This window comes from Streptococcus salivarius (genome assembly GCF_000785515.1).
Lineage (GTDB): Bacteria > Bacillota > Bacilli > Lactobacillales > Streptococcaceae > Streptococcus > Streptococcus salivarius.
The window spans coordinates 638,053-650,408 of the sequence record NZ_CP009913.1 but is presented as its reverse complement, the minus strand read 5'-3'; the positions used below and the strand labels follow the sequence as shown (position 1 = coordinate 650,408).

The 12,356-nt window shown below is 40.5% G+C and carries 13 protein-coding genes; 3 read left to right on the top strand and 10 right to left on the bottom strand.

The window, feature by feature from the left end:
- The 9 genes from SSAL8618_RS03215 to argF all read right to left on the bottom strand — a co-directional run bounded on the left by SSAL8618_RS03215 (nucleotide 1) and on the right by argF (nucleotide 7,885).
- Nucleotides 1-855 (bottom strand): bifunctional methylenetetrahydrofolate dehydrogenase/methenyltetrahydrofolate cyclohydrolase, encoded by an 855-nt coding sequence (locus SSAL8618_RS03215; protein WP_038675584.1) that lies wholly within the window; start codon nucleotides 853-855, stop codon nucleotides 1-3.
- 150 nt (nucleotides 856-1,005) lie between these two features.
- Nucleotides 1,006-1,782: an alpha/beta fold hydrolase gene (locus SSAL8618_RS03210; protein WP_038675583.1), complete on the bottom strand. Its 777-nt coding sequence runs from the start codon at nucleotides 1,780-1,782 to the stop codon at nucleotides 1,006-1,008.
- Nucleotides 1,783-1,936: 154 nt separating this feature from the next.
- Nucleotides 1,937-2,077 (bottom strand): FeoB-associated Cys-rich membrane protein, encoded by a 141-nt coding sequence (locus SSAL8618_RS10315; RefSeq protein WP_002885917.1) that lies wholly within the window; start codon nucleotides 2,075-2,077, stop codon nucleotides 1,937-1,939.
- Nucleotides 2,078-2,094: 17 nt separating this feature from the next.
- Entirely contained in the window at nucleotides 2,095-4,233 is a 2,139-nt protein-coding gene (feoB, locus tag SSAL8618_RS03200) for a ferrous iron transport protein B (RefSeq protein WP_038675581.1), read from the bottom strand.
- Nucleotides 4,230-4,706 carry a ferrous iron transport protein A gene (locus tag SSAL8618_RS03195; RefSeq protein ID WP_037599232.1) on the bottom strand — a complete coding sequence of 159 codons (477 nt, stop codon included), beginning with the start codon at nucleotides 4,704-4,706 and terminating at the stop codon, nucleotides 4,230-4,232. Before SSAL8618_RS03195 ends, feoB begins: the two co-directional genes overlap by 4 nt.
- A gap of 171 nt (nucleotides 4,707-4,877) precedes the next feature.
- Nucleotides 4,878-5,612, bottom strand: a complete 735-nt coding sequence (locus tag SSAL8618_RS03190; protein WP_002886191.1) for an amino acid ABC transporter ATP-binding protein — start codon at nucleotides 5,610-5,612, stop codon at nucleotides 4,878-4,880.
- The gene (locus SSAL8618_RS03185; protein ID WP_002886081.1) at nucleotides 5,612-6,292 is read right to left on the bottom strand and encodes an amino acid ABC transporter permease; all 681 of its coding nucleotides are present in this window, start codon (nucleotides 6,290-6,292) and stop codon (nucleotides 5,612-5,614) included. Before SSAL8618_RS03185 ends, SSAL8618_RS03190 begins: the two co-directional genes overlap by 1 nt.
- Nucleotides 6,293-6,605: 313 nt before the next feature.
- A complete protein-coding gene (locus SSAL8618_RS03180; protein ID WP_002885970.1) occupies nucleotides 6,606-6,836 on the bottom strand; it encodes a DUF1797 family protein in 231 nt (76 codons plus the stop codon).
- 68 nt (nucleotides 6,837-6,904) lie between these two features.
- Nucleotides 6,905-7,885, bottom strand: a complete 981-nt coding sequence (gene argF, locus SSAL8618_RS03175; protein WP_038675579.1) for an ornithine carbamoyltransferase — start codon at nucleotides 7,883-7,885, stop codon at nucleotides 6,905-6,907.
- A 242-nt stretch (nucleotides 7,886-8,127) separates the two neighbouring features.
- Between argF and SSAL8618_RS03170 the strand changes: the two genes are divergently transcribed.
- From SSAL8618_RS03170 to SSAL8618_RS03160, 3 genes are all read left to right on the top strand, one after another.
- Nucleotides 8,128-10,377, top strand: coding sequence for an ATP-dependent Clp protease ATP-binding subunit (locus SSAL8618_RS03170; protein WP_038675577.1), 2,250 nt, complete (start codon nucleotides 8,128-8,130; stop codon nucleotides 10,375-10,377).
- A 164-nt stretch (nucleotides 10,378-10,541) separates the two neighbouring features.
- The gene (locus SSAL8618_RS03165; RefSeq protein WP_038675574.1) at nucleotides 10,542-11,000 is read left to right on the top strand and encodes an NUDIX hydrolase; all 459 of its coding nucleotides are present in this window, start codon (nucleotides 10,542-10,544) and stop codon (nucleotides 10,998-11,000) included.
- Nucleotides 11,001-11,009: 9 nt separating this feature from the next.
- Nucleotides 11,010-11,312, top strand: a complete 303-nt coding sequence (locus tag SSAL8618_RS03160) for a DUF1827 family protein (protein ID WP_002885967.1) — start codon at nucleotides 11,010-11,012, stop codon at nucleotides 11,310-11,312.
- Nucleotides 11,313-11,357: 45 nt separating this feature from the next.
- On the opposite strand, the gene SSAL8618_RS03155 is transcribed toward SSAL8618_RS03160, so the two are convergent.
- Nucleotides 11,358-12,320, bottom strand: a complete 963-nt coding sequence (locus tag SSAL8618_RS03155; protein WP_038675572.1) for a Gfo/Idh/MocA family protein — start codon at nucleotides 12,318-12,320, stop codon at nucleotides 11,358-11,360.
- Nucleotides 12,321-12,356 lie beyond the last annotated feature (36 nt).

The window sequence follows — 12,356 nt, the reverse complement described above, 5'->3', positions numbered from 1 at the left end:
CTATCCTTTCGCACTACGAAGAGCAGCTTGATAGGTCTGTTCCATAAGCATGGTAATGGTCATAGGGCCTACACCACCTGGAACAGGCGTGATCATGCCAACCTTATCTTTTACTTGATCAAAATCAACGTCACCACAAAGTTTGCCTTCTTCATCACGGTTGATTCCCACATCAATGACAACAGCACCCTCTTTGACATAGTCTTCTGTTACAAATTTTGCACGTCCAATAGCTACAATCAAGACATCTGCCTTGCTACAAACCTTAGGCAAATGCGGTGTTCGTGAGTGGGTCAAGGTAACTGTAGCATTTTTTTCCAAAAGAAGCTGAGCCATAGGTTTACCAACAATGTTACTACGTCCGATAATAACCGCTGTCTTACCTTCCAATTCAACATTGTACTCACGAAGGATTTCCATAATCCCAGCTGGTGTACAAGGCACCATTTGACGGCGACCATTCCAAAGATTACCAGTATTCATAGGATGGAAACCATCGACATCTTTTTTAGGATCAATAGCCAAAAGAATACGCATTTCATTAATATGATTTGGCAATGGCAACTGAACCAAAATACCATGGAATAGCGGATCCTGATTATATTGCTCAATAACCTCAATCAATTCTTCCTCGCTGATACTCTCAGAAAGGTTGACTGTCTGGCTATGGAAACCAGCCTTTTTAGCAGCACGTTCCTTGTTGCGCACATAAACCTGACTAGCCGGGTTGTCACCAACCATAATTACCACTAGTCCTGGCACAATCCATTCCTTTTCTTTAAGGCGTTCTACCTTTTCATGCAAATGATCCTGCATTTTAGCAGCTAGGGCCTTACCATCCATTATTATCGCCATGGGTGTTCTCCAATACATACTTTTTCTCAATTATACCATAGTGATGGCTCTTTGTGACTAAATTTTCTAAATTTTCAAAAAGACATCTTAAATACGAAACTAAAAAAGCCGGAAGCACCTTCCAACTTTTTTCTGATTATGCTTTCGTGACTAGTCCACAAAACCATTTTGCTGACTCCAGCCCTTAATAACCTTCAAGGTCTTCTGCTGGAATTTGCCACTTTCATACATGTGATCTGCACCCGTTAAGGAAACGAGAACGGAATCACGATAGTTCTTAGCCGTTCTTCTGGCAATAATAGGATGAGTCATCTTATCCTTGGTTCCTGAAATAACGAGAACAGGACATGAAATCCGACTAAAGTCAACGTAAGCTGCTTTTGTCTTATCAAACCAATGAAGAGCCATCTGAGTATAAACTTTTCCTGATTCAGGAACCAGATCAGCAAAAACTTCCTCTTTCAAAGATTCCTCTTGTTCATTCATGCAATACTTGAAAAACTCCTTTTTATACGGAGGCATGGCTTTTTTCCAAAATCCCCAGCGTAAAAAGTGTTTGCCAAAACAAGCTAACATGGTTGGATAAAAGGCAAAAATATCTGCTGTCGGAGCTGGTCCCATGAGAATCATACCAGCTACTTCTGTCTTTTCAGCAACCATTTGAGCCACCAGACAACCTAAAGAGTGTCCCAAAATAAGTGGTGGTTGGTCAAGACTTTCAATCAAGGCCACTAAATCATCTCGATAGTCCTGCAGGGTAACAGTCCCAACCTTAGCTAGACACTCTTGATAAGGTAGGTCATGGTAACGAAAGCTAGGTGTATGAACCTTATATCCCATTTGACGTAGACCTGTCGCAAATTCTCCCCAAACATTGCCATCACACCAGGTCCCATGAATTAGGACAATCTCTTTGTTCAAAACCATTCCTTATACATCTCCCTTTTTTGTTAAAAATTTAGATTATTTATCTATCTTATAATATCACACTTCCAACCTAGATACCTTTATACATTTCTTACAATCGTAAGAAAATGGTCTCTTAAATGAATAAGAGACCATTTTTCTATATATTATTCTATTAGCGATTAGCCTTATGCATTTCTTCCTTAACCGGACAAGAACACTCGCAATCGCCACAAGATCCTTTGCCTTTGATATAGTGACGGATGCCAAGACCAGCTGAAGCAAAAATAATAAAAGCAATGATAAAGGTAGACATAACAATTCCTCCTAAACCTAAATATGAGCTTCTTGAAGATTATCCAAGCTAATGATTTGATCCTTAATCTGACGTGGTTTACGAACAACAAAGTAAATCATCGTTACTAAAAGTAAGAAAGCAACAAAAGTCCAAATTGTCATTGACTTACCGTACAGGATGACTTGACCAAACTGGTAAAGGATTAAACTCACACAATAAGCTAGACCTGTTTGGAAACCGATAGCCCCAACCGTCCATTTAAGATTGGCCATTTCACGCTTAATAGCTCCAATAGCCGCAAAACATGGCGCACAAAGCAAGTTAAAAATCAAGAAGGAATAGGCAGCTAAGGAAGAATAATCTCCTCGTAGAGCCTCAGCCAGACCCGCCTCACTGCTATTATGATAGAGAATACCAAAGGTGGCAACAACGGTTTCCTTGGCAGCTAAACCTGTAAGAGCCGCAACTGTTGCCTTCCAATTCCCAAATCCAAGTGGATCAAAAATCCAAGACAAGCCCTTCCCTAAAGTCGCCAAAATGCTAACTTCTGTATCTACAGTATGTAGGGTAAAGTTGTAGTGAGACATAAACCAGATAAGAACCGTCAAACTGAAAATGATGGTTCCCGCACGTTTGACAAAACTCAAAGCCTTACCAAAGGCATAACGCAAGACCGACATGGCTTTAGGCCAGTGGTAGGCAGGCAATTCCATAATAAACGGACTGGTTAAACCACCCAAAAAACTCGTCTTTTTGAGAGCAATACCCGATAGGATAATAGCAGCCATCCCAATGAAATAGGTACTTGGTGCTACTAAAGAATTACTAGGGAAGAAAGCTCCAGCAATTAAGGCAATAATTTCCAACTTGGCCGAACAAGGCATGAAGGTTGCCGTCATAATGGTAATGCGACGGTCCCTTTCATTTTCAATGGTTCGACTAGACATAACCGCTGGCACCCCACAACCTGTAGAAATCAACATGGGAATAAAGGATTTCCCAGAAAGACCAAAACGACGGAAAATACGGTCCATAACAAAGGCAATACGACTCATATATCCAATGTCCTCAAGCACGCCCAAACAGATAAAGAGCACAAAAATTTGAGGAAGGAATCCTAGTACTGTCCCAATCCCAGCGACAATCCCATCAACAATCAAAGACTTAAGCCAGTCCTGAACTTGAAGATAGTCAAGACCAGAAGTTACCAAATCTGGAACATACTTACCAAAAAGCACATCGTTAGCCCAGTCTGTCCACATGGTTCCAACAGTTTGGATAGATAAGAAATAAACCAAATACATAACTGCTGCGAAAATTGGCAAGGCCAAAATACGGTTGGTGACAATCCTATCAATTTTGTCCGACAAAGTCAGAGCAAAATCTTCTGTATGACTTTGAGCCATCTGACAAACTCGTTCGATAAAGGCATAACGCTCATTAATGACAATTGACTCCGCATCTTCGGTGAAAACTTCCTCAGTGATACGAATGATATCTTTGATTTCTTTTCGTTGGAATGGGGACAAGTCTAGCTCAGTCTCAACTAAAGCATCGTGTTCAAAGAGTTTAATGGCATAAAAACGCGCAGACCTTTGCGGTACCGAATTTCCCAAAACTTCCAAAATTTGTGAAATAGCAGCTTCTAATTTATCGTCATAAATTGGAAAGGCAATATCATCAACTGTAGAGGTTGTCGTATGAGCTGCCTTCTTCACAACCTGATCAACACCAGTTTGCTTGAGAGCACTAGTAGCTACTACTGGGACGCCTAGATGATAAGATAATTTATCAACATTAATCTGTTTTCCCTGAGCCTCTAAAACATCACTCATGTTAAGCGCTAAAGTGACTGGAATACCTGTCTCAATCAACTGCGTTGTCAGATAAAGGTTACGCTCCAAATTTGTCGCATCGACTACATTTAAAATGCTGTCGGCCCTTTGGCTCAACAAATAGTCGCGCGCCACCTTTTCTTCAGGACTATAGGGTGACATTGAGTAAATCCCTGGTAAATCCTGGATTTCTAAATCCTTATTCTTTTTGACCAGACCACTTTTTCGTTCGACAGTAACACCCGGCCAGTTACCAACACGCTGATTGTTCCCTGTTATCAGGTTGAATAAACTGGTTTTACCACTATTAGGATTACCTATTAATGCAATTTCTGTCATTTTTCCTCTCCCTCATCCAGCATGACCACACTAATCATTTGCGCTTCCGACTTGCGTAGGGTTAATTCATACCCTCTCAAGCTAATTTCAAGAGGATCTCCCAAAGGGGCTACCTTACGCAACAACACTCGAGTACGCTTTGTAATTCCCATATCCATAAGACGTCGTTTGGTTTCATTGGCTGAAAAAATATCAGTTACGATAGCCGAACGTCCAACTGGTAATTCAGAAAGAGGTATCTTTTCCTGATCTTCCTCCGCAGGTGCCAAATCAATCTTATCCAGAATCGACGCATCAAAGGCTAAGCGACTCCCTTTAACGATAATAATAGCACTGTTCTTGGTCTTAGTTACCACCTCAATCGTTTCACCGGCAGCCAACCCTAGGTTAGATAAGTGTAAAAGACTATCCTTAGGGAGGTTAATGCCAAGAATCCGGTAAGGCGTTTTTAAGGCCGCATCATATATGAGCATATTTCTTGACCTACTTTATTATTTTTGATATGGCATCATTATAGCATATTTATCCATCTTTTCCGCAATATTATCCTAAACAAGAATGATTCTAGAAAAGCAGAACACAAAAAGAAAAGGCCGGAAAAGTTCCAGCCTTCACAAACAATGTATACATACTTAATGAATATCTTACAAAACTTTACTCAAGAAATCCTTGGTACGATCTTCCTTAGTATTATCGAAGATCTCTTGTGGTGTGCCTTCTTCGACAATGACACCGCCATCCATAAAGATAACACGGTCAGCCACCTCATAGGCAAAGCCCATTTCATGGGTAACGATTGCCATTGTCATCCCTGATTTAGCAAGGTCCTGCATAACTGCAAGAACTTCACCAACCATTTCTGGGTCAAGGGCTGATGTTGGTTCGTCAAACAAGAGAACATCTGGATCCATAGCCAAACCACGTGCGATAGCAATACGTTGTTGCTGACCACCTGATAGACTTGTTGGGTAGGCATCTGCCTTATCTTTCAAGCCAACCTTTTCTAAAAGTTCCATAGCCTTTGCTTCTGCATCAGCTTTAGAAACACCCTTAGTCTTAATTGGTGACAAGGTGATATTTTCTTTAACTGTCATATTAGGGAAGAGGTTAAACTGTTGGAAAACCATTCCCATCTTCTCACGCATTTTGAAAATGTCGTTATTTTTATCTGTAATATCCACACCTTCAAAGGAGATAACACCTTTTGTAGGTTTCTCAAGCAAGTTCATTGAGCGTAGGAAGGTTGACTTTCCTGATCCTGAAGGACCAATGATAACCACTACTTCACCCTTTTTAATATCTAGATCAATCCCTTTGAGAACTTCGTTCTTACCAAAATACTTGTGAAGATTTTTAATCTCAATAATTGTTTCTGCCATTATTTACGTCCCTCCCCAAGTCGTTTTTCCATTTGTTTCAAGAGTGCCGTCATAGCTGTTGTCACAATCAAATAATAGAAGGCTGCGAACAAGAGCGGTGTCAAGGTCAAGTAGGTTGTTGTTGCAACAGTTTGTGCACCATTCCACAATTCCATAACCCCGATGGTTTGCAAGAGCGAACTATCCTTGATAATAGTAACAAACTCGTTACCCAAGGCAGGCAAGATATTTTTAATGGCTTGAGGCAAGACCACATAACGCATGGTATTCCATGGACGGATACCAAGTGAGTAGGCAGCTTCAACCTGACCTTTAGGAATAGACTCGATACCTGCACGCACACTCTCAGAAATATAAGCACCACTGTTCAAAGAAAGGACGATAATACCTGGAACGATACGTGATAAATCAAGGTTCAAAATGCCAAACTGCACAGTTGGAAGATTCATGTGGATGAGGTTAAAAGCAATCATAATCTGCACAACCATAGGAGTCCCACGGAAAACCCAAACATAAAGGCTCACCAACCACTCCAAAGGTTTGATTCCAGAACGCTTGGCCAAGGATACCAAAACCCCAAGGATGGTTCCGAAGAAGACCACGCAGACCGAAATCATAATTGTTACTAAGACACCATAGTTAAAGTAAGACCAAAACTGTGGTAGAAATGAAAAATTCATCTAGATACTCCTTACTAATATTCTTCAATATTATATCAGAAGACTGTATAATAATAAAGTATTTTCTTATAAATGCGATATTTCAGTATAAAAACTAAGTTATAGACCTAGCTAGCAAAACTCTTAAGCAATACACCTCATGTATTTCCAAGACGACACCACGCCAAAAGCTTTGCCAATGAGTTGAAACACTGACTGTTTTGACAAGCCATACAAGCATCACCCCATGCTTTCATCCTGATAAAAATGCCTGAAACTCGATAGTTTCAGGCATTCTGATTTTTGGAACCTTGTAAAGTTCCAAAATAATTTATTAGTAAAGCAAATCGTAGATTTCCATTGCAATCAAGTCGATACTATCAAATGAATAAGATTCACGTGCTTCAACGTCACGCAATGTGAAAACTGGACCATTTTCAGGATCGTTGCTAAATGATACTTCGGCAACAACCACTCCTTCACGTTCAAAATTACGTTTCAAATTACCACCATCAGCCGCCATCATTTCAAGACGGTTAATGATTCTCACCAAATGTGATTCCATGTTATTTCTCCTATTAATTGTGTATTTCTTACTTATTTTATCACACTTATGGGAAAAATGGGGGAATTTTAAATATTTTTCAAGGAATTGTACATAATGGCCTTGATAGAATGCATACGATTCTCAGCTTCTTGGAAGATGATATCACTGTATTTTTGGAAGACTTGATCGGTGATTTCTAACTCTGCCAAACCATATTTGTCATAGATTTCTTGCCCAATTTGGGTATTGAGATCATGAAAAGCTGGGAGACAGTGCATAACGATGACATCTGGATTTTCCGTCTTGGCAAGTAGGTCTGCATTAATTTGATAAGGCAGGAGTAAATCAATACGAGATTTAAAGTCTACTTCTTCACCCATAGATACCCAGACATCCGTATAAAGCATATCCACTCCCTTGACCTCTGAAATATCATCTGTAATGGTTAAATCGGCACCATTATTATGTTTCTGAGCTAGGGCTACAATCTCATCTTCGGGTTGCAGCACCTCTGGGGCAATAATCTTGACATTAACGCCTAAAATAGCCGAAGTGACCAAAAGTGAGTTGGCCATATTATTTCTACCATCTCCAATATAGGCGATGGTCAAACCTTCCAAACTACCAAAACGCTCCTTCAAAGTCATGAAATCCGCAATCATTTGCGTTGGATGCCAGGTATCCGTCAAACCATTCCAGACCGGAACACCTGAGTACTTAGCCAACTCTTCGACATCTTCTTGCTTAAAACCACGGTATTCGATTCCATCAAACATAGAACCAAGCACCTTGGCTGTATCAACTACAGATTCTTTTTTACCTAACTGAATGTCTCCAGCACCAAGGTAGGTCACATTCATACCTAGGTCCTGACCAGCCACTGTAAAAGCTGAGCGAGTTCTTGTAGATGTTTTTTCAAAAATCAGGGCAATATTTAAGCCATCTAAATATTTATGCGGAATTCTTTCCTTCTTTAGCTGTTTAAATTTTATAGATAAATCGATTAACTCCTCAAGTTCCTGCTTGGTAAAGTCGATTTCTTTCAAAAATGATTTAGCTTGTGTCATAGGTATCTCTCTTTCGTTCTGAATAATATAAAAACATTATATAATATTTATACATTTTAAACAAGCGTTTTTGAATTAAAATTCAATGTTAGCACTCTTATTAATAGAGTGCCAAACCTAGATGCTTTTTACTTGCAATCTACCTTCCGCATGCTATAATGGAGTCATAGATTTGACCTTTTTTGACCAAGATTGTTTTCAATAAAGGTCTTTCCCAATTCAGATAGAAAAGAGGTACTGATATGCTCTGTCAAAACTGTAACCTTAATGAAGCTAGTATTCATTTGTATACCAATGTAAACGGTAATCAGCAACAAGTTGACCTCTGTCAAAATTGTTATAAAATCATGAAATCTGACCCAGAGAACCCCCTCAATCAATTCAATCAAACAGGAGGTTCAAACTTCTTCGATGATTTCTTCAGCGACCTAAATAACTTCCGTTCTTCTAACGGCGATCTTCCCAATACACCTCCAACACAAGAAGGTGGTAACCGAGGAAACGGTGGCAATACACAAGGGCCAGGCCGTCCAGGAGGACCACGCCAACAAGCTCCTCAACAGCCACAAGGTCTTCTTGAAGAGTTCGGCATTAACATCACTGACATCGCTCGTCGTGGAGACATTGATCCTGTTATTGGTCGTGACGAGGAAATCATTCGTGTCATCGAAATTCTTAACCGCCGTACCAAGAACAACCCCGTCCTCATCGGTGAACCCGGTGTCGGTAAGACTGCTGTTGTTGAAGGCCTAGCTCAAAAAATCGTTGACGGTAGCGTGCCACAAAAACTCCAAGGCAAACAAGTCATCCGTCTTGATGTGGTCAGCCTGGTTCAAGGGACTGGTATTCGTGGCCAATTTGAAGAACGCATGCAAAAACTCATGGAAGAAATTCGTCAACGTCAGGATGTTATCCTATTTATTGATGAAATCCATGAAATCGTAGGAGCTGGTAATGCTGGTGATGGCAATATGGATGCTGGAAACATCCTAAAACCTGCTCTTGCTCGTGGAGAACTTCAACTGGTCGGAGCAACAACACTCAACGAATACCGCATCATCGAAAAAGATGCCGCCCTAGAGCGTCGTATGCAACCAGTTAAGGTTGACGAACCAACGGTTGAGGAAACCATCACTATTTTGCGTGGTATTCAACCTAAATATCAGGACTACCACCACGTCAAATATACAGACGAAGCGATTACTGCAGCTGCAGAATTGTCCAACCGCTACATTCAAGACCGCTTCTTGCCAGACAAGGCCATCGACCTCCTCGATGAAGCTGGTTCGAAGATGAATTTGACCCTCAATTTTGTTGATCCTAAAGATATCGACAAACGTTTGATTGAGGCTGAAAACCTCAAGGCTCAAGCTACTCGTGACGAAGACTTTGAAAAAGCTGCCTATTTCCGTGATCAAATTGCCAAATACAAGGAAATGCAAAAACAAACCATCAAAGACCAAGATATGCCTGTCATCACAGAAAAACATATCGAAGCCATTGTGGAACAAAAAACCAATATTCCTGTCGGTGATTTGAAAGAAAAAGAACAATCACAACTTCTTAGTCTTGCTGATGATCTTAAATCACATGTTATTGGACAAGATGCCGCAGTTGATAAGATTGCCAAAGCCATCCGCCGTAATCGTGTTGGATTGGGTGCACCAAATCGCCCAATTGGTAGCTTCCTCTTCGTAGGTCCTACAGGAGTCGGTAAAACTGAACTCTCTAAACAATTGGCGATTGAACTCTTTGGTTCAGCTGACAGTATGATTCGTTTCGACATGTCAGAATACATGGAAAAACACGCCGTTGCCAAATTAGTCGGTGCCCCTCCAGGATATGTCGGTTACGACGAAGCTGGTCAGTTAACTGAAAAAGTCCGCCGTAATCCTTATTCACTCATTCTTCTGGATGAGGTTGAAAAAGCTCACCCAGATGTTCTTCACATGTTCCTCCAAGTACTTGACGATGGTCGTTTGACTGATGGTCAAGGACGCACTGTAAGTTTCAAAGATACCATTATCATCATGACATCAAATGCTGGTACCGGTAAAGTTGAAGCTAGCGTCGGCTTTGGAGCTGCCCGTGAAAATCGTACCAATTCTGTTCTTAACCAGCTTGGAGATTTCTTCAGCCCTGAATTTATGAACCGCTTTGACGGTATTATCGAATTCTCTGCCCTTAGCAAGGAAAATCTCCTTACTATCGTGGACCTCATGCTTGACAATGTCAACCAACGCTTGGCTAACAACGGTATCCACCTCAGTGTAACCGATAAGGTTAAGGAGAAATTGGTTGACCTTGGTTATGATCCTAAGATGGGGGCTCGACCACTACGTCGTACCATCCAAGATCATATTGAAGATGCTATCACTGACTTCTACCTTGAAAATCCAAACGAAAAAGATCTCAAGGCAGTCATGACTTCAAAAGGTCACATCACCATTAAGTCTGCTAAAAAAAGCCGAAAAAACTGCTCAGAAAGCTGAGACAGCAAAAGAAACTGATTAAATAAAGAAACCAAGTCATTGCGACTTGGTTTCTTTATCTTTTCATTTCCTATTTTCAAATTTATCCCTAATTCTGCCTAAATCAATAGGAAAATGAGCAAAATTTTAGTATAATATAGGCAAATAAACGTAAGGAGCAACTCATGAATCCAACATTTGGTGACAAGGTTGAGGGAGCTCATTATCAAACACGTTACGGTGTTTATGCTGTGATTCCTAACCAAAAAAAGACAAAGATTATTTTAGTCCAGGCTCCTAACGGAGCTTGGTTTCTCCCAGGTGGAGAAATCGAAGCAGGCGAGGATCACTATAGCGCATTAGAACGCGAGTTAATTGAAGAACTTGGGTTTACAGCCACTTTAGGCCAGTACTATGGCCAGGCTGATGAATACTTCTATTCAAGCCACCGTGACACTTACTATTACAATCCAGCCTATATTTATGAAGTTGTAGATTTTTCACAAATTGGTAAACCTCTCGAAGATTTCAATAACCTGGCCTGGTTTCCAATTGACGAAGCCATTGCTAAACTTAAACGTGGCAGTCATAAATGGGGAATCGAACAATGGAAAGAAACTAACACAACAACTGGCAAATCCTAGGAGGAAACTATGAAACTCATTAATACGACCCGTACACACCAAGAACTTGTTCAAAACCAACTTGACAACACGGATGCCTTTCTCGTAGAGACCTACTCTGCTGGGAATACTGATGTTGTCTTTACACAAGCACCTAAGCATTATGAACTCTTGATTTCAAATAAACACCGTGCTGTTAAAGACAATGAATTAGAAGTTATCCGTGAATTCTTCCTCAAACGAAAAATCGACAAGGATATCGTTTTGATGGACAAACTCAGAACAGTACACACTGACAAATTGATTGAGATTTCATTCCCAACAACTGTATAAGACAAAACAAGCAATGGCTAACACCACTGCTTGTTTTTTTGTATGTTACAAAGTTTTCGAAGCTTGATCCAGAACTTCCATAACCTGACGACTATGTTCCAACTGCTTGGCAACACTGTCAAAATCCTTAGTAGCCACAATCTTTTCAAAAGCCACAAATTCATCATGCATACGATGTTGTAGACTATTGAGATTGACGACTCTCTCTTTCTGACCATTGAGGGTGACGCCAATCTCAGGGAGAGTGTTGGTTGCACCAAAAATGGTAATAGCTCCCTTATCACCTTGTATAGTTGAACGAATCTCCGCACTACAGTCTTTAGCTCCAATGGCAACAGCCTTAAAGTTACCATAGTCCAAAACTAGAATTCCTGACGTATCCACTCCTCGCTCCACATTAGGGAGATATTCCACACGATTAGGCTTACCAAAAAGGCCAACAAGAAGATGAATATTATAGACATTCAAATCTCTAAGTGCTCCCCCACCCATTTCAGGATTGAAGGCAGGAGCAATCTCTCCTCGCTTAAAGGCATCATAACGTGACGAATATTGTGAATAATTGATATTCACAATCTTAACATCCCCAATATCAGACAAGGCTTCCTTAATCGCTGTAAAATTAGCCAAATATTGATTGGTAATAGCCTCCATCAAGAGAAGCTCTTTTTCTTGAGCAAGCTTAGCCAGCTCTTCAAACTCTTCTAAATGTAAGGTGAAGGGTTTCTCACAGATAACATGCTTGCCGGCCAAAAGTGCTTTCTTAGCATAGTTATAATGGGTATGGTTGGGCGTTCCCACATAAATCGTATCAACTTCTGGATTGGACAAAATTGCCTCATAATCACTAGTCGCCTGAGACAAACCATATTGCTTAGCTAGGGCTTCTGCCTTATCAAGTGAGCGTGGTGTCGACAAGATAGCTTCAAGCTCAATGCCCTCAATAGTTGTTAACACAGGAAGAACCTCTGTTACAATCATCCCTGTACCCAATAGCGCAAGTTTCATCAACTTACCTCCCTAATTTCTAATCTCTCTTTACAA